The sequence below is a fragment of the Polaromonas sp. JS666 genome (assembly GCF_000013865.1).
Lineage (GTDB): Bacteria > Pseudomonadota > Gammaproteobacteria > Burkholderiales > Burkholderiaceae_C > Polaromonas.
Genome location: NC_007948.1, coordinates 1,957,044 through 1,976,189 on the forward strand (window position 1 = coordinate 1,957,044; position 19,146 = coordinate 1,976,189).

Sequence of the window (19,146 nt, forward strand, 5' to 3'; positions counted from 1 at the left end):
GGGCGACACACGCTGCTGCTTGATGCGGCGAACAGCTGCAAGTCGCAACGTGTGGTGGCAGCGAGCAGCAGCGCCGTCTCCCAATTGCTTTCAGTATCTCCAGCGGAGACGCGAGTAATGTCGGTGCTGTCCGACTCGGTGCGTGGGACGGATGCCTGAATTTGCCGTGTTCCCGCGAAAGCGTTTCCAATCGTTTTTTTCGCACGACCATGAACGACCGCATGGGGGGGTGTGTCCAGTCCTTCACGCAGGCCCACGCAGACCCTGGAAGGCCTTTTTGGGCCGTTACGCGGAAAGATGACGGGTGGGCAGGGGCGAGTAGCCTGGTTCAGGCCACGGAAAGTAACAAAGATTTTTTGACGCCGAAGCTGCTTTGAGGCGCTGCTTTGTTTGTCATGCGGCCCGGGCCAAGCCGCGTGGGCACGGCACCAGCCAGCCAGGCCCTGGCCTGTCGGCCGGTGCAGACTTGTTTAAACCTAGTGTGGTGTTGCACGCTATCCGGCACCTAAAACCGCGTCTTTTCGTCCATGGCGGCGTTGCAAATCCGCGCAATAGCGGGGCTATTGCTGTGGTTTGCGCCTTGCCCTGACCAAAAATCCATCGGTTTTATGGGTGCCGTCAAGCATGCAACACCACACTAGAAACTGCAGTTGACCGCTCGTAAACTTCAGGAAAGCCGCATGTCCATTGACTTTCCCCTCTTCGATGGCGTTTACCTTCTGGGTGACAGCGCTATGCGCCCGATTGCACCATGCTCGGCGCGCCATGCTGCGTTGCTCCGCCTTGTGGGCAGCAGCCCACTGCGTTGTCACCCTTGCAGGGCGCGGCTCAGTCGCAGTCTGAGCCTGTTCGCGCTGTCCACTGGCACGCAGGTGCCAGCGGAGCCGCAGCGCTCACCCTTGCCTGGCACGCCGATCACGGCGCACTCGGACGCATCCAACTGCCGTTTCCAGGTTAAAGCGGCCCTGGCGGGGCGCCGCCCGCATGACCAAAGGCCCGGGTTGGAGACTGCGCCCGAAGGCGCAGGGCGCTTACATGCCGCTGTAGTTGGGCCCGCCGCCACCTTCGGGGGTGACCCAGACAATGTTCTGCGTCGGGTCCTTGATGTCACAGGTCTTGCAGTGCACGCAGTTTTGCGCGTTGATCTGCAGGCGGTCCGTGTTGTCGGCGTTCTTCACAAACTCATACACGCCGGCCGGGCAATAGCGGCTCTCGGGGCCGGCATAGGTGGCCAGGTTGATATTGACCGGAACGTTCGCGTCCTTGAGTGTCAGGTGCGCCGGCTGGTGCTCTTCATGGTTGGTGTTGGACACGAACACCGACGTCAGGCGGTCAAAGGTGATCTTGTTGTCGGGTTTGGGGTAGACGATGGGCTGGCACTCTGCGGCCGGCTTGAGCATGGCGTAATCGGGCTGGGTGCGGTGAATCGTCCAGGGCGGGCTCTTGATGCCCAGCCTGGGCAGCAGCCACTGCTCGATGCCGGTCATGAAGGATCCCATGTACAAGCCCTTCTTGAACCACGCCTTGAAGTTGCGCGACTGACCCAGCTCCTGCGCCAGCCAGCTGCTGGCATAGGCTTCGGGGTAGGCGCTCAGCTCGTCGTGCTGGCGGCCCGACGTCACCGCGGCATAAGCGGCCTCCGCGGCCAGCATGCCGCTCTTGATTGCGGCGTGGCTGCCCTTGATGCGCGCGGCATTGAGGTAACCGGCTTCACAGCCGACCAGCGCACCGCCAGGGAACACCGTTTTGGGCAGGCTCAATGCGCCCCCGGCCGTGATGGCGCGCGCACCGTAGCTGATGCGCTTGCCGCCTTCCAGGTATTGCCTGATGCTGGGATGCGTTTTCCAGCGCTGCATTTCCTCAAAAGGGCTGAGGTAGGGGTTGGTGTAATCGAGGCCGGTGACCAGGCCCAGCGTGACCTTGTTGTCTTCCAGGTGGTACATGAAGCCGCCGCCATAGGTCTTGCTGTCCATGGGCCAGCCGGCGGTGTGAATGACCAGGCCGGGTTTGTGTTTGGCCGGATCAATCTCCCACAGCTCCTTCACGCCCAGCGCATAGGCCTGCGGGTCCTTGCCTTCGTCCAGCTTGAAGCGGCTGATCAGCTGGCGGCCCAGGTGGCCGCGCGCGCCTTCGGCAAACACGGTGTACTTGCCATGCAACTCCATGCCCAGCTGGAAGTTGTCTGTCGGCTCGCCATCCTTGCCAATACCGAGGTTGCCGGTGGCGACCCCCTTCACCGAGCCGTCCTCGTTGTACAGCACTTCGGCGGCCGCGAAGCCCGGGAAAATTTCCACGCCGATGGTTTCGGCCTGCTGCGCCAGCCAGCGCACCACATTGCCCAAGCTGATGACATAGTTGCCTTCGTTGTGCATGCAGTCGGGCATGAGGAAGGCGGGCGTTCGTGTGGCGCCTGTTTCGCTGAGGAACAGGACTTCATCCGTCGTGACCGGCTGGTTCAGTGGCGCGCCCAGCGCCTTCCACTCGGGAATCAGTTCGGTGATGGCCTTGGGATCCATCACGGCCCCTGAAAGAATGTGCGCGCCGGGCTCTGAACCTTTTTCGAGCACGACGACGGAAATATCCGTGCCTTTTTCGGCGGCCAGCTGCTTCAGGCGAATTGCAGTGGCCAGTCCACCCGGGCCGCCGCCGACAACGACGACGTCGTATTCCATCGCTTCACGGGGACCAAACTGCGCCAGAACTTCTTGGGTATTCATCGGGGGACTCGCTGATAATGATTTGGGTGATCGTTGTCTGTTCCGCGGCAATTTTAAGTCGCGAATCCAGGCGCCCGACTGATCGCTCATTTTTAATCGAGAGGAGTCCCTAATGGCCTACAGCATCGATCTTTCAGGACGTGTCGCGCTCGTGACCGGCGCTTCTGGCGGTCTGGGCGCGCAGTTTGCCAAAACCCTGAGCCGTGCTGGCGCCGCCGTGGTGCTGGCAAGCCGCAGCCTGGACAAGGTCAAGGAGCTGCGCGCACAAATTGAGGCTGAGGGGGGCGATGCGCATGTGGTGTCGCTCGATGTGATGGACCACACCAGCATCAAGGCCGGCGTCGCCCATGCCGAGACCGAGGTAGGCCCCATCGACGTTCTCGTCAACAACTCCGGCGTGAGCACCACGCAGCGAATCCAGGATGTGAGCGAAGAGGACTATGACTTCATCTTCAACACCAATGTGAAGGGGGCGTTCTTCGTTGCGCAGGAAGTCGGCAAGCGCATGCTCGCCCGGGCCAGGGGAGAAGCCCCGGGCACCTATGGCGGCGGGCGCATCATCAACATCGCGTCCATGGCGGCCCTGCGGGTGTTGCCGCAAATCGGCGTGTATTGCATGAGCAAGGCCGCGGTGGTGCAGATGACCAAATCCATGGCGCTGGAGTGGGGCAAATTCGGCATCAACGTCAATGCCATTTGCCCGGGCTACATCGACACCGAAATCAACCACCATCACTGGGAAACCGAGCAGGGCAAGAAGCTGGTCCAGATGCTGCCGCGCAAGCGCATCGGCAAGCCGGAAGACCTGGACGCGCTGCTGGTGATGCTGGCCAGCCGGGAAAGCCATTTCGTCAACGGAGCGGTGATTGCGGCAGATGACGGCTTTGCGACCTGAGCATTCGCGAATGACGGGCGGCATTCTGGCCGGCCTGCTGGCGGGCGCACTGTGGGGGCTGGTGTTTGTCGTGCCGCGCATGTTGCCCGTGGGGCCCGGGGCCTACTCGTCGGTGGACCTGACGGCCGGGCGTTTTGCGGCGTATGGTGTGGTGGCCGCTGCGGTGATGCTGCTGGGCCGGCGTAACCGGCGCCTGCCCACGATGCGGCAGGCCTGGGCCGCCCTGTTCATGAGCGTGCTGGGCTTCACCGCCTACTACCTGCTGCTGGTGCTGGCCATTCGCGATGCCGGCACCGAGGTGCCCACGCTGATCATCGGCACGATTCCCGTGTGGGTGATGCTGCTCGGCAAACCGCACGGCCTGCGCTGGGCAGCACTGGTGCCCGGGCTGGCGCTCACGCTGGCCGGCCTGCTGCTCATGATGGGCTCCACGCACGCGGCGGGCGACGCGTCCGCCACGCAGTTCTGGCGCGGTGTTGTGCTGGCGGCGGCGTCGCTGGTGTGCTGGACGGTGTTCGCGATTGTCAATTCCGCATGGCTCAAGCGGCATCCCGAGGTCAACGCCACAGACTGGGCCAACTGGCTGGGCGTGGCCACCGGCCTGGGCGCTGTGCTGATGTGGCTGGTGGCAGGCTCTGATGCGGGCGTGCTGATGGTGCGCGAAGACCGGACCCTCTTTATCGTCCTGTGCGTGTTGGCCGGGTTCGGCTCCACCTGGCTGGCCACCATTTTCTGGAACATCGCCAGCCAGCGGCTCAGCGCCAGCCTGTGCGGTCAACTCATCGTCAGTGAAACCATTTTTGCCCTGCTGTATTCTTTTGTCTGGGATGGCCGCTGGCCCACAGCAGCACAGCTCATCGCCTGCGTGCTGTTCACGCTGGGGATTCTTGCCTCCATCCGGGCTCACCGCTGAATCATTTCCCGAGCTTCCAAAATTTCCCAAACTTTCCAACATGAAAATTGAAATTCCCGAGAAGAAAAAGCTGGTGCGTGAAATGCACATTCCGATTCGCTGGGGCGACATGGATGCGATGGGCCACCTCAATAACACCAGTTATTTCCGCTACATGGAAACCATACGCATCGACTGGATGTGCGCGATTGGCTGCCAGCCTGATCCGCAAGGCGAGGGCCCGGTGATTGTCAATGCCTTCTGCAATTTCTACAGGCAGCTCGAGTACCCGGGTGATGTGTTGATCAGGATGTATGTGAGCGATCCGGGCCGAACCACCTTCGAAACCTGGGCCACCCTGGAGCGTGCTGACAAGCCGGGTGTGATTTGCGCCGCGGGCGGCGCCACCACGATATGGGTGGACTTTCCGGCGCAGAAGGCCACAACACTGCCGGACTGGATGCGTCAGGCGGTTGAGGGCTGAATTTGCGTTAACTGCGGCGCGTTCAGGTTGGTTTGGCGGGTTTGGGAACGCGGCCCATCAGGTAGAACTCCGGGTTGGGTTGCATGCCGCTGAAATTTGCCATACGGTTTGACAAGCCAAAAAATGCCGTGATGGCGGCGATGTCCCAGGCGTCCTCATCGTCGAAACCATGGGCATGCAGGGCTTTAAAGTCGCCGTCTTCAATCTCGTCGGAACTCAGGCACACCTTCATCGCAAAGTCGAGCATGGCGCGCTGGCGCGGTGTGATGTCGGCCTTGCGGTAGTTCACTGCCACCTGGTCGGCGACCAGGGGTTTCTTTTCGTAAATGCGCAGGATGGCGCCGTGCGCCACCACGCAGTACAGGCAGTGGTTGGCCGCGCTGGTCGTCGTCACGATCATCTCGCGCTCGCCTTTGGTCAAAGAGCCCGTGGGGTTGGAGCCTTCCTCTTTCAGCATCAGTGCGTCGTGGTAGGCGAAGAAAGCGCGCCACTCGGCCGGACGCCGGGCCAGCGCCAGAAATACGTTGGGCACAAAGCCGGCTTTCTCCTGCACCTCCAGCACCTTGGCCTTGATGTCCTCGGGCAGGTCCTTGAGCACAGGGGCAGGGTAGCGGGGGGTGATGGCCGGGGGGCGGGTGTGATGTGCGGTCATGTGGGTCTCCGTGTAGTGGCCTGGACTGAAGCGTAACTGTCGCAGTCATCCTGATGGGGAAAAGGGCTTGTGCGAGGACAGGCAGGGCTTCTATTGATAAAGACTATTCGAGTAATTTTATTAATTGAGTTCGGTTATTTTGCAGTGAAAACTGGAATTATTTCCGGGGCCAAACCGTGATGAAGCCCGATGCCCAGGATCGCCTCACCACCAATATCGCAGGTGCCATGAAAGATGTGAGCGACGACATCAGGAAAGTCCAGATTGACCACTTCACCAAGGCCGACCCGGCTTATGGCGCGGCCGTGGCCGGCAAGCCGCTGTCGGTAGCCAGGGCGTCGTGAGATGAAAAATGCGCGTCGCGCTGTGGGTGCTGTCATCTGCAGCTCCGATCTGCTGGGTACGCTGGCCAACCTCGCGCGGGGCTACGCAGGATAAGTTCGGCCGGGGCGGTAGACACCGCCCACCGGTCTGCCCCAGCTGTGCCTGTGGCAACGCGAACGCCTGGCCGACCCTGGCCGGCAGGCTTTTTTTGTTTCATCTATCCTCGGGATTTTTCAGGAGCACGGCATGACGCTTCCCGCAGACAAGGATTTCGACAAAGGCCTCGCCACCCGCAAGCAGGTGATGGGTGAGGAGTTTGTTGCCAACGCCTTTGGCAAGGCCACCGGTTTTTCCATGCCCATCCAGCACTACATCACCCGCAATGCCTGGGGCGACGTCTGGCAGCGGCCGGGGCTGGACCTGAAGATGCGCAGCCTGATCACGGTGGCCATGCTGACCGCGCTGGGCAAGCAGCATGAGCTCAAGGGCCATGTGCGTGGCGCGCTGAACAATGGCGTGACGCCGGAGCAGTTGCAGGAGGTGCTGCTACACGCTAGTATTTATTGCGGCCTGCCTGCCGCGGTAGAGGCTTTTCGCACGGCGGCTGAGGTGGTGGATGCGCCCAAAGCCGGTTGAAGTGCTGGACTTTGACGTTATTGGGGTGTAGATAGCTGGTAAGGCCGAGAGGCCCTTACTGCCGTGAGGGAACGGGGCCTACACACTCTGGCATGGGTGGCGCGCACAATGGGCTTTCAGTCGCCTCCGCGTGCGGCTCCATCACGGCGCCGATCCTGTCTGCAGGCCCGCGCCGCAGCTTCCTGAAGGGAAAAGACACATGCAAGTCCAGGTCAACTCCAACCACACCATCCACACCGGCGAAGCATTTGAACGCTGGGCCAGCACAGAGTTGAACGACTCGCTGAGCCGTTTCAAGGGTGACATTACGCGGGTGGAAGTGCATATGAGTGACGACACCGGCGACGGCGCTGGCGCGGGCTCCAGGCGCTGCGTGATGGAAGCGCGCCTGTCGCACCACGAGCCGCTGTCAGTCAACCACCACGCGCCCAGCCAGGACGAAGCCTTCCGTGGGGCCAGCGACAAACTCAAGCGCCTGATCGAACACACCCTCGGCAAACTGCGCGACCAGCACCGTGCGCGCGAGTCAATCCGCCGTGAGGTGGACCCCGGCGAAGACTGAGCCACCGCCGGCCCCGCCAGAGTGCCGTGGCCAGGGGTCGTGGATTTGCAAGCCCACTGCCTGTTTACGCCAGGCGTTTTCTGTCAAATCACTGGCGTCTGCGGGTCTGCACGCGCTGTCAGTTAAAACTTCCGAGGAAATCCATCTTGCCCAGCGGCACACCCTGGTTGCGCAGGATGGCATAGGCCGTGGTGACGTGAAAATAAAAATTGGGCATCACAAAATTGAGCAGGTAGGGCTCACTGGGAAAACTCATTTCCTTGCCGCGTATCTTGAGGGTGATGGTGCCGCCTTCGCTGGCGTTGATTTGTGCCTCGCTCACGGTCCCCATGAATGCGACGGTGTTGGCGATACGGGCCTGCAGTTCTTCGAACGTGGTTTCGGTGTCGGCCATGCTGGGCGGCGTAACACCGCCAAGCCGTGCAACGCCAAACTTGGCCGCATCACTGGCACCCTGGATCTGGCCCGTCAGTGGATACATGTCGGGCGCGAGGCGGGCGTTGAGGTAGGTGGCCAGGTCGATGTTGTTGGCCAGGGCGTGGGCCCTGGCCTTTTCCAGCACGGCGGCCAGATTGCTGAAGCCGCGGGTGAAGACGGGGACTGAGGCCTGGTAAAGGGTCAGTGGCATAGGAAACTCTCCGGTTGGGTGGTGTGACGGATTGTGCTGCCAGGCAGGAAATCCTGCTGACCGGGGTCAGCAGTCCAGGACGCTTGAGCCTTGCGCGCCTGTTGCGGCGCCCGGTGGCCTCAGCCGGCCATCAGTTTGTGCACCAGGTCGGCCGTCGTGGAGGCCTTGTACTTGCGCATCAGGCGCGCCCGGTAAATCTCTACCGTGCGGTGGCTGATGACCAGCGCGCGGCCAATTTCCTTGGAGGTCATGCCGTCCATCAGGTGGGCGGCGACTTCGCGCTCGCGCGCCGTCAGCTCTGCCGTGACGGGGCGGCGCGAACTCAGGTCTTCAAAGGTCCAGATGCCGGCTTCATGCGGTGCGCTGCGGTTCAGCGCGCGCCCGGTCACGTGGCACCAGAAGGTTTCGCCCTTGTTGTGGCCATCCACCCGCTTCATGATGCGATCGTCGGCATACAGGCCCCGGGTGTTGAGTATGGGGATCATCCTGGCGCCGATGCGCTCGTACTCGTCCACGCTCGGGTAAAGCACCAGAAAGGACTGGCCCACCAGCTGCTCGCGCGAGGCGCCAAACATCTCGCACAAATGCTGGTTGCAGTCCACAATGGAGCGGTTTCGGGACAGCACGAGCCCGACGGGTGCCAAATCGAAGGCGAGCTGGTAATCGACTTCCATGGGGGCTAACCTTTACGAAAAACTACGTATCAGAATACGTAGTATCGTACTGGATTGTTCCCCGTTGAACTACCGCTGAATTACATCAGGAGACTATTTGTGAACAAACTTTTCCCCTCCGCGGCCGAGGCCCTCAAGGGCGTGGTCAAGGACGGCCAGCTGATGGCCGTCGGCGGCTTTGGCCTTTGCGGCATTCCCGAGGCCCTGATCGACGCGCTGAAGGGCAGCGGCGTGAAGAACCTCTCGGTGATTTCCAACAATGCCGGCGTGGACGGCTTTGGCCTGGGCAAGCTGCTGGAGACGCGGCAGATCAAAAAAATGATTTCCAGCTATGTGGGCGAGAACAAGGAGTTCGAGCGCCAGTACCTGGCAGGCGAGCTGGAGCTGGAGTTCACGCCCCAGGGCACGCTGGCCGAGAAGCTGCGCGCCGGCGGCGCCGGCATTCCGGCCTTCTTCACCAAGACTGGCGTCGGTACGCTGGTGGCCGAAGGCAAGGAATTGCGCGAATTTGACGGTGAAACCTACGTGATGGAGCGCTCGCTGATGCCCGACGTCTCGCTGGTCAAGGCGCATGTGGCCGATAAGTCCGGGAACCTGCGCTTCAACCTCACGGCCCGTAATTTCAACCCGGCCGCCGCGATGGCCGGCAAGGTCTGCATCGTCGAGGTGGAGAAGGTCGTCGAAGTCGGCGAGCTGGCGCCCGACGACATCCACCTGCCGGGCATTTACGTGCACCGCATCGTGCTCAATGCGCACCCCGAGAAGCGCATTGAAAAGCGGACCATTACCGAGAAAGCAGGAGTTTGACCATGCCTTGGACCCAAGACCAGATGGCGGCACGCGCCGCCCAGGAACTCGAAGACGGTTTTTACGTGAACCTCGGCATCGGCATCCCGACCCTGGTGGCCAATTTCACCGGCGACAAGGAAGTGTGGCTGCAGTCGGAAAACGGCATGCTCGGGATCGGCGCGTTCCCCACCGAAGATCAGGTTGATGCGGACCTGATCAATGCCGGCAAGCAGACGGTTACCACCATCAAGGGGTCGTCGATTTTTGGCAGCCATGAAAGCTTCGCGATGATTCGCGGTGGAAAAATCAACCTGTCCATTCTGGGCGCCATGCAGGTCAGTGAAAAGGGCGACCTGGCCAACTGGATGATTCCGGGCAAGATGGTCAAGGGCATGGGCGGCGCCATGGACCTGGTGGCCGGTGTGAAGCGCGTGATCGTCCTGATGGAGCATGTCGCCCGCAAGAAAGACGGCACCGAGGACATGAAGATCCTGCCGCACTGCACGCTGCCCCTGACGGGTGTGGGCGTGGTCGACCGCATCATCACCGATCTGGCGGTGATGGACGTGACGCCGCAGGGCCTGAAGGTGATGGAGCTTGCGCCAGGCGTGACGAGAGAGTCGCTGCAGGCGAAAACCGGCGTCAAGCTGATTTAATCTGATCTGATCGGGCTCAGCCTGAAAGCCGCCGGCCTCGACGCAACGTCAGGCGGCGGCTTTTTTGCGTTTGACGGGCGCTGCGGTGTTGGCCGGCTTCTTCGATGGGCCGGCTGGTTTGGAGGCCGCAGCCTTTCGTCTGGTGGGCGGGTCTTGCAGGAGCTCATCCGCGGCCAGGTTTTCTATCATGGCGAGCAATACCTTGCGGGCAATCCTGATCTCCTCCGCCGCAATGCCTTCAATGCTCACGTTGTTGGTGTCCTCCGCCAGCGGCACGAGCTTTTTCTTCAGGGCCCGGCCTTCGCCGCTCAGGTAGACATACACGTTCTTCTTGTTGGTAGGCAGCTGCTTGCGAACGATGTAGCCCTGCGCTTCCATGGCTTTCATCGCCGAAAAGGTGGTGGGCTCCATCACGCCGGCACGCTCGCTGAGCTCCTTTTGCGTGAGGCCGTCGGACTCCCACAGGATGCGCAGAAAAGTCCAGTGGCCAAACGGCACCCCATGCTTCGCCAGGCGGACCTGCAAGGCCTTTTGAAAGGCGCGCGAGGCATCGCGGATCAGGTGCGCAAGGCGGTCATTGGGCACGGCTTCGCGCCAGTGGCGGATGATGCTCTGGGTGTCATTGCTCATGAATTGGTATTGTGACCGACTTGGTACCCGGGAGGGCAGTCCCTGCCCGTCCTCGCTGATTCCAGAATGGCCAGGCAGACGGCGGTGGTCGCCCGTGCCCACTCACCGCTGTGAACGGCCGGTCGGCCGTCCATCACGGTTGCAAAGAGCTCGTCAATCACTTCCTGGCGTGCAATGGCGGGGGAAGGCAGGGCTTCAAAAGATTTTTCGCTGTCGGTATAGACGGCGATGCCCAACGGACCGGGGCGCAAGTCCGCCTTGTCGCAACTGACGATGACCTGCCCGAAATGCTGGTGGGCTGCGGCGGGCGACGAGGCCGGTGCCGGCACATAGAGGCTGCCGCCATAGTTGCGCGCCGCTTTCAGCGCAGTTTCCTGGGTTGATGTGGCCGCGCCCTGCAGCCGCTTGCGCGCGGCACCGTAGTCGCTCTGGCTTTTGGCCTGGCCCATCTCGCCGATGTTGCCCATCAGCTCGTCCGAATCGTAATGGCCGTAGCCGCTGTAGGTGGCGGAGGCGAAGGCGCCCCCTTCAAATCCCAGCAGGGCGCTGTAAGCACCCTCGGTCGGGCGGGCAGGGTCCCAGGCGCCGGTATGGGCACGCACACTGTTGACCAGCCCGCCACCCAGCAGGCGGACGATGTCCATCTGGTGCGTTGCCTGGCTGTGAATCACGCCGCCACCGGCCTGGGTGTCGAGCTCTTCCGGGCGGCGCGGCCGGTAGAGGAAGTCGGTGAAGTTCAGCGCTGAAATCATCCGGACGCTGCCGTAAATTCCGCTGTCAATGATTTCCCGGGTGCGCCGGATGGGCGCGTTGAAGCTGTGGCTGTGGCCGACGATGAGATGGACGCCCGCGCTGCGGGTCGCTTCAATCATGCGCGTGCACTCATCGAGGGTGAGCGCCATCGGCTTTTCAACCAGCACGTGCTTGCCGAAGGACGCTGCCAGGCACACGTGGGCCGCATGAAACTGGTGCGGGGAGGCGATGTAGAGCACCTGAACCGCAGGGTTGGCGCACAGGGCTTCCATCGAGTCGTACGTAGGGGCGCCAAAATCCTTTTCAAATTGCGCCCGTGCGGCGGGCAGGGGATCGGTCGCAGCCACCAGCCTGACGCGGCTGTCTTGCACAAACGTGGGCAGCATGAGCGTAAAAGCCCGGCCCAGCCCGACGATGCCGATTTGCAGGGGGCGCTTTTTCATAAGTCCAGTACGAGTTCGGCAGATTTTGCGCGCGACACGCAGACCATGATCTGGTGCGTCTTGTCGTCGTCACTCAAGACCATGTCCCGGTGTTCGGCCTCGCCCGCCAGCAGTGTGGTGCGGCAGGATCCGCAGGTGCCGCTTTCACACGAACTGCTCACATGATGGCCGCAGGCCCGCAGCGCCTGCAAAATGGTTTGCCCCGCGTCCACCGGCACATTGATGCCGGTCTTATGCAGGCGCACGGTGAACGCGGTGTCGGCCGCATAGGTGCTGGCATCCACGCCAAAACTCTCGAAGTGGATCGAGCCGGATGGCCAGTGGCCCGACATGTCGGCCACGGCGTCCATCAGGCCGCGCGGACCGCAGCAATACACATGTGCGGAGCCGGGCGTCTCGAACACAGGCCACAAGTCCAGGGCCTGGCTGGCATCGCCTTGGGTATGGTGCAACTGGACGTGAGCCGCGAATTCGGGCCCGGTCAGCTCTTGCACAAACGCCGTGCTGTCAGCGTCCCGGGTGCAGTAGATCAGCTTGAAGGGGTTGCGCCCCTGCCTTTTGAGATGCCGCATCATGGACAAAACCGGCGTGATGCCGATGCCACCGGCAATGAACAGAAAGCTGGAGGCCCGCGGGTGCAACTCAAAATTGTTGCGCGGAGCGCTGACCGCCAATAACTGGCCCACCTGCACATCGTCGGCCATGCTGATAGAGCCGCCCCGGCCTGCAGCGTCGCGCTTGACGGCAATCTGGTAGCAGCCAGTGTCGGCCGGGTCGCTGCACAGGGAGTAGTTTCGCCGGGCGCCATTGGGCACCTGAACGGTGAGGTGTGACCCGGCGGTGAAAGCCGGCAAATCCAGACCCTCCGGATGGCCCAATTCGAACAGGTAAATGCCTTGCGCCACGGCTTCCTTGCGCACGACCTTGAGATTGAAAAAATCCGGCTCGGCCGGTGTGCCGCCCGCGCTTGCGGTGACGTCAGGGTTAACGCTCATCGTGGCCTTTCGTAAACAGTCTTGACAAATCCGGAAATCGCGAATAATCTTAGGCACCTAAGAATAATCTCCCTGACCGGAGTTTGCAAGCGGTTTTTTGGTTTTTAGTTGACGTCAGTCAATTGACTTGAGGAAATTTGAAATGTTGACCTTTGAAGAAAATGAGTTGTTGTGCCGCGTTGAGGGAAGCGCGCCCATGGGCCAGTTGATGCGCCGCCACTGGACGCCGGTCTGCCTGATCGAAGAGGTTAGCGAGCCCGACGGCACCCCCATCAAGGCCCAGGTGTTTGGCGAAGACCTGGTGGTGTTTCGCGACACCAATGGCCGCGTGGGCGTGATGGACGAATACTGTCCGCATCGGCGCGTGTCGCTGGTGTTCGGCCGCAACGAGGACTGCGGCCTGCGCTGCCTGTACCACGGCTGGAAAATGGACGTCGAGGGCAATGTGCTGGAGATGGTCTCGGAGCCCGCGGCCAGCGGCATGGTGCAAAAGGTCAAGCATCTGGCCTATCCCACGCGGGAGTGGGGCGGTTTTGTGTGGGCCTACATGGGCCCGCCCGACACGCTCCCCGAATTCGAGCCGCCGGCCTGGGCTCCCACTGCAGACACTCAGGTAACGATTGCCAAAGTCATCATTCCCTGCAACTGGGCGCAGATCCTGGAGGGGGCCATTGACTCGGCGCACAGCTCCAGCCTGCATTCATCAGACATGGTGCCCGCCCGCGTTGACACAGCCAAGGCAACCGACACCAACTGGCTGCGGCCGTCCACCGACAAGGCGCCCCGCCTGCAGGTGGAGCGCGGCTCTTATGGTTTCCGGTATGCGGCCATACGCCGGCCCATCAGCAACGCGGCCACGAGCGATTACGTCCGTTCAACCGTCTTCGTGGCACCAGCCACGGCCCTGATTCCGCCCAACAACCTGTACAACGTCGCCAATATCAATGTGCCTATGGACGACACCCACACGGCGTTTTACTTCATCGCCTGGGGTCATCCCTCCCAAACCCCGGAAACCGCCACCTGGCGGAAGTTCCTGGGCCAGCAGATCGGGATTGACCTCGATGAAAACTACATGCCGCTGCGCAACCGCGGCAACCATTTCTGGCAGGACCGCGCCGCCATGAAGGCGGGCAACTTCACCGGCATCACCGGTTTCCCCAACCAGGACATTGCAATGTGGGTGACCATGGGGCCCATTGCCGACCGCACCCATGAGCGGCTGGGCGCCAGCGACCTGGCTGTGGTGGAGTTTCGCAAACAGATGCTGGAGGCGGTGCGTGCATTCCAGGCCGGCGAGACCGCCATCGGTACGGGTGATGCCCGCGTTCCAGCCAGCGTCTGTGCGTTTCAGGCCATCGTTCCCAAAACCACCGATTGGCGCGCATTCCCTGCGACCCATGTCTGGGACTCCAGCGAGCCCGCACTGGAACCTTCCTATTCCACGTCCGCCCAGTAGGGCTGACGTATCCTGACCTTGCCCCTTACCATGACCCTTGCCATAAAACCAAACGGAGACATTTCATGAAACCACGGCGTATTCTTTTGCTCGCCACGGCCCTGCTGGCGGCCTGCGCGCTGGTGTTGCCCCTCGGTGCGCGCGCCCAGGGTGCTTACCCCAACAAACCCATCAAGTTCGTGGTGCCTTATTCGGCGGGCGGGCTGCCTGACACCGTGGCGCGCATTTTTGCGCAGCGCCTGGGAGACAGGCTGGGCCAGTCGGTGGTGGTGGACAACAAGCCCGGTGCCAACGGCGTGGTGGCCGCGCAGGTGCTGGCCACATCGCCCAAAGACGGTTACACCTTCCTGGTCACCGACGGTTCGATGTTCTCCATCAATCCAACGATCTACAAGAATCTGGGCTACGACTATAAGAGGGACTTCATGCCGGTGTCCCTGGCGGCGCGCGCTCCGCTGTACCTGGCGGTGCACCCCAAGGTGCCCGCCAACACCCTGCAGGAGTTCATTGCCCTGGCCAAGGCCAAACCGGGTACGCTGAACTACGGCTCTTCCGGCATCGGCAGCACGCACCACCTGACGATGGAAGCGATGAAGGCCTCGCTCGGCCTGGATATCACACACGTTCCCTTCAAGGGTTCCGGGCAGTCGGTCCCGGCGCTGATTGGCGGCCAGGTGGAGGTGCTGTTTTCGGCGCTGCCTTCACTGTCTGGTTTTGTGAAAGGGGGGCAGGTCAAACTGCTGGCCACCAATGCGGCGCAGCGCTCCAGCCAGGCCGCCGGTGTGCCCGCCATTGCCGAACTCATCCCAGGGTTTGACTTTGCGCCCATCGTGGGTGTGCTGGCCGCCACCGGCACGCCGGCCAGCATCGTTGAGCGCATCAGCGCGGAAATGGCACAGATTGCCAAAATGCCCGAGGTGATGCAGATACTCAACAATGCCGGCATCGATCCGATCGGCGGCGGACCTGCCGACTACAACAAGGCCATCCTGGGCGAAAACGAACGACTGGCCAAAGCCATCATCGCCGCAGGCATCAAATCGGAGTAGCCATCTACATGTCAAAACTCAAACTGAGCTTCGGCTGCTGGAACTATGACCGCACCCGTGCCTTGATGGACGGGAGCGTGCAGCCTGACGGCATTGATTTGAATTACCTCAACATGCCGGTCGAGGAAACCTTCTTTCGCATGCTCAGGCACAGGGAGTTCGAGGTGGCCGAGATGTCGCTGTCTTCCTACACCGTGTCGCTGTTCAGCGAGGCGCGGCCGTTTGTGGCGATTCCTGTCTTCCCTTCGCGGTTTTTCCGTCACTCCTGCATTTATGTGAATGCCAAATCGGGTATCCGCGAAGCCCGGGACCTGATTGGCAAGCGCGTCGGCAACCCCGAATACCAGATGACCGCACCGGTCTGGATTCGCGGCATTTTGTCCGACCACTATGGTGTGCCGGTAGACAGTGTGACCTACTTCACCGGCGGCGAAGAAGAGCCGGGGCGGCCTGAAAAAATCAAGCTTGATTTGCCGCCGAATATAAAAGTGGAACGTATCGGCCCTGATCAGACACTGGCGCAGATGCTGCTCGACGGCGAGATTGATGCGCTCTATACCGCGCGCATGCCTTCGAGCTTTCTGAAGGGCGGCGGCCGGGTCCTGCGCCTGTTTGAAGACTACGAGCAGGTGGAGCGCAACTACTTCAGGGAAACCGGAATATTCCCGATCATGCACACGGTGGCGATTCGTCGCGACGTGTACGAGGCCAACCGCTGGGTTGCGCGCTCCATGATGAAAGCGCTGGAAGAGTCCCAGCGCCGCACGTATGATGACCTGTACGAAACCGCTGCGCTCAAGGTCATGCTTCCCTGGTTGACCTCGCATGTGGAGCAGGTCAGGCGGGAAATGGGTGAAGACTTCTGGCCTTATGGCTTTGAGAAGAACGAGCAGACCTTGCGAACCTTTCTGCGTTATTCGTTTGAGCAGGGCTTGTCAAAGCGCCTGCTGGAGCCGCATGAGCTGTTTGCCCCCGAATCGCTTGAAGCCTTCAAGATCTGACAGGTTGTGAAACCAACACCGTCGGGTCCGGCTGCCGATGTCTGATGCTTTGGTTGGCTACCTGCTGGCGGCCGGTGCGCTGCTGCTGTTCACCACTTCGACATTGGTCACCAAGGCCGCCTCCAGCCGCATCCAGCTTGGCATTGGGTTTTTGATTGCGACGGTGGTGAATGTTGGCTTTTCCGCGCTGGTCTTCGCGGTTCAGCTGGCTGTGCAGGGCCGCAGCGTGCAATGGAACGCGCGGGCTTTCTGGCTGTTTGTGCTGGCGGGGGCGTTCTCCACCTACCTGGGGCGGTGGTTTTTTTATGAATCGGTGGTCCGTTTCGGGCCGGCCCGCGCCAGCATTTTCCAGGTGAGCAGTCCGCTATTTGCGGCCCTGATGGCATGGCTGCTGCTTGGCGAGCGTCTGACGCTGCTGGTCGCCGGTGGCATGGCCATGGCGATTGGCGGGTTGGTGCTGGTGAGTTACAAGCCGGGGTTCTTTTCCCGTCGCCAGGCTGTTGTCAACACGGTGTCCAGCCCGGGTTCGCCTCCCATGACGATCAAGCCGACCGTGCATGAGCGTCTGCTGCAATCAGCCCTGTTGCTTGGCCTGGGCAGTTCGTTGGCCTACGCGATTGGCAATGTGCTGCGTGGCGCAGCCGTGCGCGACTGGAACGAACCCATCCTCGGCGCACTGGCGGGCGCGGTGTGCGGGCTGGTTTTGCACCTGGCCTTCAGCCCCGGCAAGCGTGAGCTTGTGGCCCGCCTGCGCGCAGTCAGCCGCAGCGGCGCATGGCTGTATGCACTGATTGGCGTGTGTACGATTTCTGCGCAGATCTGCGTGATCAGCTCCATGCGCTACATCCCGCTGGCGATTGCCACCCTGGTCACGCTGTGCACTCCGCTCCTGGTCTTTCCGCTCAGCCACCTGCTGTTCAAGGACCAGGAGGAGATCACTGCCACCACGCTGCTGGGCAGTGCCTTGACCTTGCTCGGAATCTTTATCATCGTCATGCGCTGAAGCGCACGATGGCGGCGTTTCCTCCATGCGGCATCGAGCCGAAGTGGCCACCAAGCACCCGCTTCGCGCGCCACGTCGACCACCCTGGGCAGCTGGGCGGCGCTCCGAGCCACGTGTTTTCTCAGGGTGGGGTAGGTGGCCTGGCCGCCGCGGTGTGCGGCTACTTCTGGGAGCGTCTCGGCCATGCCCGACCCTGTGTCGTGGTCGTCGAGCCCGATCGCGCCGACTGCCTCATGCAGAGTGCCCGAAACGGCAAGGTCACGGCGGTGCATGGCGATCTGGATACCCAGATGACGGGACTGGCCTGTGGCGAAGTTTCCCTGCTCGCCTGGCAAATTCTGGAAGCAGGCGCCGATGCCTTCGCGGTGATCTCCGATGACGCCGCGATTGCCGCCATGCGTTTGCTCGCGTCACCGTCACCGTCAGAGGGCGAGTCGGCCGTGGCCGGACTGGCCGCCGCGATCGGTGTGGCGCAGCAGGATGATCAACGGGCCCCACTGGGCCTGAATGCGCAAAGCCGCCTGCTGTTTTTCGGCACCGAGCGCGACACTGATCCGGCGCTGTATACCCGGCTGGTGGGCCGCAGCAGCGAAGACGTGCTGGCGCCATCCAGGGCGCTGGCATGAACCAGGCGCGCACCCCTATACGAAGGCGCTACTTGCAGCGAAAAGACCGTGCTCAAGGGCGACCTGCTGAGCCCGGCCAATCCGCCGTCGGGTTGTACCTTTCGCACGCGCTGCCCGATGGCGCGAAAAGAGTGTGCGGAAAGCTCGCCGGTTCTGAAATCGCAGGGGCGAGAGCACTGGGCTGCCTGCCACTTTATTTAAAGACCGCGTTAACCTGCACGCTGCACGCTGCACGCTGCACGCTAAGGCGGACTGTGTCGCTCAGGACGCCGGCTTGCGCCACACGCTGGCCAGCCAGGGCTGCTGTTCCAGCGGCAGGCCGGCAGGGCGGTAGTAGTGGATGAGTTCGACAAATCCTGCTGCCGACATATAGTTCTGCCACGCCTGCAGGTCATGGTAGGTGCAGTAACGGTCGCCGTTCCAGCCCTCCCGTCCGTCGCCGCGGGGGTTGGAGCTGAAGAGGACACCACCAGGCTTGAGCGTGGCATGCAGCTCCCGCAGTACACGCGGCAAGGCCAGACTGGGGACGTGGAACAGCGCGGCATTGGCAAACACGCCGTCAAAATGCTCGTCTGGTAAATTCAGCTCAAGAAAATTCTGCTCCAGCACTTCACATCCGCTGTGGGCGCGTGCCATCTCGGCGAGCTGGGCCGCGCCTTCCAGGCCGGTGGGGTGGTGTCCGAGTGCCTTGAAGGTCCGGAGATCACGTCCCGGCCCGCAGCCGAAGTCGAGCAGCTCAAATGGCGGTGGTGTCTCAATGTATTGCAGCAGGGCCGCAATGTTCTGGCTGACGTCATGGTCGCGCGTGCCTTCCCAGAAGTCCTGGGCGTGATCATCGTAGTGCGCCAGCGTCAGCGCAGCAATTTGCTTGAGATCTTCATCAGGGGTGGTGTTCATGCCAGGCTGCGCCAGTGCTTGCCCATAGCTCACCACATCGTTGTATGTGCGGGCCTGGGCAGATTTGGTAGAGGATAAGGAATGCTGATTTCCCCTGAGGGAGTCATGCATTTGCAGACATGTGGAGCGGGTGAAGGGAATCGAACCCATAGTTTGCACCGCTCGCAAGTCGTTGATTAAAAAGGCAATCCTATCAAAGTTGCCGCTGCTCGGGTGAGTTTTTTGGACTACCCTTTCGTAGCTTTATTGCAGGCCGTATATTGCATGTGCCTGGGGCAGACCGACACCGCCATCAAAAGTGTGGCGTCCGTAGACAGCCACGGCCAATCAGTGTCGGTTTGAGTCGGTTTCATCGGTGGTGTCAACGAAGCGTCGAGTGAA

22 protein-coding genes are annotated in these 19,146 nt (G+C 61.7%); 14 read left to right on the forward strand and 8 right to left on the reverse strand.

All coding sequences use genetic code 11. The annotated features are described in order from the left end of the window. Positions 1-1,031: 1,031 nt before the first annotated feature. Positions 1,032-2,717, reverse strand: coding sequence for an electron transfer flavoprotein-ubiquinone oxidoreductase (locus tag BPRO_RS09425; RefSeq protein ID WP_041388661.1), 1,686 nt, complete (start codon positions 2,715-2,717; stop codon positions 1,032-1,034). Between the two features lie 112 nt (positions 2,718-2,829). On the opposite strand from BPRO_RS09425, the gene BPRO_RS09430 reads away from it, so the two are divergent. The 3 genes from BPRO_RS09430 to BPRO_RS09440 are packed head-to-tail and all read left to right on the forward strand — an operon-like array spanning position 2,830 to position 4,988. Next, positions 2,830-3,612, forward strand: a complete 783-nt coding sequence (locus BPRO_RS09430) for an SDR family oxidoreductase (protein WP_011482828.1) — start codon at positions 2,830-2,832, stop codon at positions 3,610-3,612. 10 nt (positions 3,613-3,622) lie between these two features. Continuing rightward, complete coding sequence (locus BPRO_RS09435; RefSeq protein ID WP_041388663.1) at positions 3,623-4,525, forward strand: DMT family transporter; 903 nt, start codon at positions 3,623-3,625, stop codon at positions 4,523-4,525. Positions 4,526-4,565: 40 nt separating this feature from the next. Next, entirely contained in the window at positions 4,566-4,988 is a 423-nt protein-coding gene (locus BPRO_RS09440; protein ID WP_011482830.1) for an acyl-CoA thioesterase, read from the forward strand. A gap of 22 nt (positions 4,989-5,010) precedes the next feature. Here the strand turns inward: BPRO_RS09440 and BPRO_RS09445 are convergent, their stop codons facing one another. Beyond that, positions 5,011-5,640, reverse strand: coding sequence for a peroxidase-related enzyme (locus tag BPRO_RS09445; protein ID WP_011482831.1), 630 nt, complete (start codon positions 5,638-5,640; stop codon positions 5,011-5,013). A gap of 179 nt (positions 5,641-5,819) precedes the next feature. Here BPRO_RS09445 and BPRO_RS28530 point away from each other — a divergent pair, with 179 nt between their 5' ends. From BPRO_RS28530 to BPRO_RS09455, 3 genes are all read left to right on the forward strand, one after another. Next, entirely contained in the window at positions 5,820-5,984 is a 165-nt protein-coding gene (locus BPRO_RS28530; RefSeq protein ID WP_011482832.1) for a catalase-related domain-containing protein, read from the forward strand. Between the two features lie 226 nt (positions 5,985-6,210). After that, complete coding sequence (locus BPRO_RS09450; RefSeq protein ID WP_011482833.1) at positions 6,211-6,600, forward strand: carboxymuconolactone decarboxylase family protein; 390 nt, start codon at positions 6,211-6,213, stop codon at positions 6,598-6,600. A gap of 199 nt (positions 6,601-6,799) precedes the next feature. Beyond that, entirely contained in the window at positions 6,800-7,162 is a 363-nt protein-coding gene (locus tag BPRO_RS09455; RefSeq protein WP_011482834.1) for an HPF/RaiA family ribosome-associated protein, read from the forward strand. 118 nt (positions 7,163-7,280) lie between these two features. Here BPRO_RS09455 and BPRO_RS09460 read toward each other — a convergent pair whose 3' ends face one another. Beyond that, complete coding sequence (locus tag BPRO_RS09460; RefSeq protein WP_011482835.1) at positions 7,281-7,790, reverse strand: DUF1993 domain-containing protein; 510 nt, start codon at positions 7,788-7,790, stop codon at positions 7,281-7,283. Between the two features lie 119 nt (positions 7,791-7,909). Further along, the gene (locus BPRO_RS09465; protein WP_011482836.1) at positions 7,910-8,464 is read right to left on the reverse strand and encodes a PAS and helix-turn-helix domain-containing protein; all 555 of its coding nucleotides are present in this window, start codon (positions 8,462-8,464) and stop codon (positions 7,910-7,912) included. 99 nt (positions 8,465-8,563) lie between these two features. Here BPRO_RS09465 and BPRO_RS09470 point away from each other — a divergent pair, with 99 nt between their 5' ends. Then, positions 8,564-9,271: a CoA transferase subunit A gene (locus BPRO_RS09470; RefSeq protein WP_011482837.1), complete on the forward strand. Its 708-nt coding sequence runs from the start codon at positions 8,564-8,566 to the stop codon at positions 9,269-9,271. Positions 9,272-9,273: 2 nt separating this feature from the next. Next, positions 9,274-9,909 carry a 3-oxoacid CoA-transferase subunit B gene (locus BPRO_RS09475; protein ID WP_011482838.1) on the forward strand — a complete coding sequence of 212 codons (636 nt, stop codon included), beginning with the start codon at positions 9,274-9,276 and terminating at the stop codon, positions 9,907-9,909. A 48-nt stretch (positions 9,910-9,957) separates the two neighbouring features. Here BPRO_RS09475 and BPRO_RS09480 read toward each other — a convergent pair whose 3' ends face one another. The 3 genes from BPRO_RS09480 to BPRO_RS09490 are packed head-to-tail and all read right to left on the reverse strand — an operon-like array spanning position 9,958 to position 12,730. Then, positions 9,958-10,539, reverse strand: coding sequence for a MarR family winged helix-turn-helix transcriptional regulator (locus tag BPRO_RS09480; RefSeq protein WP_011482839.1), 582 nt, complete (start codon positions 10,537-10,539; stop codon positions 9,958-9,960). Then, positions 10,536-11,735: a Gfo/Idh/MocA family protein gene (locus tag BPRO_RS09485; RefSeq protein WP_011482840.1), complete on the reverse strand. Its 1,200-nt coding sequence runs from the start codon at positions 11,733-11,735 to the stop codon at positions 10,536-10,538. The genes BPRO_RS09480 and BPRO_RS09485 overlap by 4 nt, the downstream gene beginning before the upstream one ends. Next, the gene (locus BPRO_RS09490) at positions 11,732-12,730 is read right to left on the reverse strand and encodes a PDR/VanB family oxidoreductase (RefSeq protein WP_041388666.1); all 999 of its coding nucleotides are present in this window, start codon (positions 12,728-12,730) and stop codon (positions 11,732-11,734) included. Before BPRO_RS09490 ends, BPRO_RS09485 begins: the two co-directional genes overlap by 4 nt. A gap of 142 nt (positions 12,731-12,872) precedes the next feature. Between BPRO_RS09490 and BPRO_RS09495 the strand changes: the two genes are divergently transcribed. From BPRO_RS09495 to BPRO_RS29285, 6 genes are all read left to right on the forward strand, one after another. Beyond that, positions 12,873-14,189: a Rieske 2Fe-2S domain-containing protein gene (locus tag BPRO_RS09495; protein WP_011482842.1), complete on the forward strand. Its 1,317-nt coding sequence runs from the start codon at positions 12,873-12,875 to the stop codon at positions 14,187-14,189. Positions 14,190-14,254: 65 nt separating this feature from the next. Further along, positions 14,255-15,238 carry a Bug family tripartite tricarboxylate transporter substrate binding protein gene (locus BPRO_RS09500; protein WP_011482843.1) on the forward strand — a complete coding sequence of 328 codons (984 nt, stop codon included), beginning with the start codon at positions 14,255-14,257 and terminating at the stop codon, positions 15,236-15,238. 8 nt (positions 15,239-15,246) lie between these two features. Continuing rightward, positions 15,247-16,239, forward strand: coding sequence for a 4,5-dihydroxyphthalate decarboxylase (locus tag BPRO_RS09505; RefSeq protein WP_011482844.1), 993 nt, complete (start codon positions 15,247-15,249; stop codon positions 16,237-16,239). 37 nt (positions 16,240-16,276) lie between these two features. Further along, positions 16,277-17,242, forward strand: a complete 966-nt coding sequence (locus tag BPRO_RS09510; RefSeq protein ID WP_011482845.1) for a DMT family transporter — start codon at positions 16,277-16,279, stop codon at positions 17,240-17,242. Between the two features lie 8 nt (positions 17,243-17,250). Further along, the gene (locus BPRO_RS09515) at positions 17,251-17,868 is read left to right on the forward strand and encodes a pyridoxal-phosphate dependent enzyme (RefSeq protein WP_049764094.1); all 618 of its coding nucleotides are present in this window, start codon (positions 17,251-17,253) and stop codon (positions 17,866-17,868) included. A 48-nt stretch (positions 17,869-17,916) separates the two neighbouring features. Beyond that, positions 17,917-18,069 carry an oligopeptide/dipeptide ABC transporter ATP-binding protein gene (locus BPRO_RS29285; protein WP_086003090.1) on the forward strand — a complete coding sequence of 51 codons (153 nt, stop codon included), beginning with the start codon at positions 17,917-17,919 and terminating at the stop codon, positions 18,067-18,069. 60 nt (positions 18,070-18,129) lie between these two features. Here the strand turns inward: BPRO_RS29285 and BPRO_RS09520 are convergent, their stop codons facing one another. After that, entirely contained in the window at positions 18,130-18,765 is a 636-nt protein-coding gene (locus BPRO_RS09520) for a class I SAM-dependent methyltransferase (protein ID WP_011482846.1), read from the reverse strand. Between the last annotated feature and the right edge of the window lie 381 nt (positions 18,766-19,146).

What these genes read in the sequence shown, in the direction of transcription:
- BPRO_RS09495 (WP_011482842.1), top strand. Translation starts at nt 12,873, where the DNA reads ATGTTGACCTTTGAAGAAAATGAGTTGTTGTGCCGCGTTGAGGGAAGC.
- BPRO_RS09505 (WP_011482844.1), top strand. Translation starts at nt 15,247, where the DNA reads ATGTCAAAACTCAAACTGAGCTTCGGCTGCTGGAACTATGACCGCACC.
- BPRO_RS09475 (WP_011482838.1), top strand. Translation starts at nt 9,274, where the DNA reads ATGCCTTGGACCCAAGACCAGATGGCGGCACGCGCCGCCCAGGAACTC.
- BPRO_RS09455 (WP_011482834.1), top strand. Translation starts at nt 6,800, where the DNA reads ATGCAAGTCCAGGTCAACTCCAACCACACCATCCACACCGGCGAAGCA.
- BPRO_RS09450 (WP_011482833.1), top strand. Translation starts at nt 6,211, where the DNA reads ATGACGCTTCCCGCAGACAAGGATTTCGACAAAGGCCTCGCCACCCGC.
- BPRO_RS09460 (WP_011482835.1), bottom strand. Translation starts at nt 7,790, where the DNA reads ATGCCACTGACCCTTTACCAGGCCTCAGTCCCCGTCTTCACCCGCGGC.
- BPRO_RS09430 (WP_011482828.1), top strand. Translation starts at nt 2,830, where the DNA reads ATGGCCTACAGCATCGATCTTTCAGGACGTGTCGCGCTCGTGACCGGC.
- BPRO_RS09485 (WP_011482840.1), bottom strand. Translation starts at nt 11,735, where the DNA reads ATGAAAAAGCGCCCCCTGCAAATCGGCATCGTCGGGCTGGGCCGGGCT.
- BPRO_RS09465 (WP_011482836.1), bottom strand. Translation starts at nt 8,464, where the DNA reads ATGGAAGTCGATTACCAGCTCGCCTTCGATTTGGCACCCGTCGGGCTC.
- BPRO_RS09440 (WP_011482830.1), top strand. Translation starts at nt 4,566, where the DNA reads ATGAAAATTGAAATTCCCGAGAAGAAAAAGCTGGTGCGTGAAATGCAC.
- BPRO_RS09480 (WP_011482839.1), bottom strand. Translation starts at nt 10,539, where the DNA reads ATGAGCAATGACACCCAGAGCATCATCCGCCACTGGCGCGAAGCCGTG.
- BPRO_RS09510 (WP_011482845.1), top strand. Translation starts at nt 16,277, where the DNA reads ATGTCTGATGCTTTGGTTGGCTACCTGCTGGCGGCCGGTGCGCTGCTG.
- BPRO_RS09490 (WP_041388666.1), bottom strand. Translation starts at nt 12,730, where the DNA reads ATGAGCGTTAACCCTGACGTCACCGCAAGCGCGGGCGGCACACCGGCC.
- BPRO_RS09500 (WP_011482843.1), top strand. Translation starts at nt 14,255, where the DNA reads ATGAAACCACGGCGTATTCTTTTGCTCGCCACGGCCCTGCTGGCGGCC.
- BPRO_RS28530 (WP_011482832.1), top strand. Translation starts at nt 5,820, where the DNA reads ATGAAGCCCGATGCCCAGGATCGCCTCACCACCAATATCGCAGGTGCC.
- BPRO_RS09425 (WP_041388661.1), bottom strand. Translation starts at nt 2,717, where the DNA reads ATGAATACCCAAGAAGTTCTGGCGCAGTTTGGTCCCCGTGAAGCGATG.
- BPRO_RS09515 (WP_049764094.1), top strand. Translation starts at nt 17,251, where the DNA reads ATGGCGGCGTTTCCTCCATGCGGCATCGAGCCGAAGTGGCCACCAAGC.
- BPRO_RS09520 (WP_011482846.1), bottom strand. Translation starts at nt 18,765, where the DNA reads ATGAACACCACCCCTGATGAAGATCTCAAGCAAATTGCTGCGCTGACG.
- BPRO_RS09445 (WP_011482831.1), bottom strand. Translation starts at nt 5,640, where the DNA reads ATGACCGCACATCACACCCGCCCCCCGGCCATCACCCCCCGCTACCCT.
- BPRO_RS09435 (WP_041388663.1), top strand. Translation starts at nt 3,623, where the DNA reads ATGACGGGCGGCATTCTGGCCGGCCTGCTGGCGGGCGCACTGTGGGGG.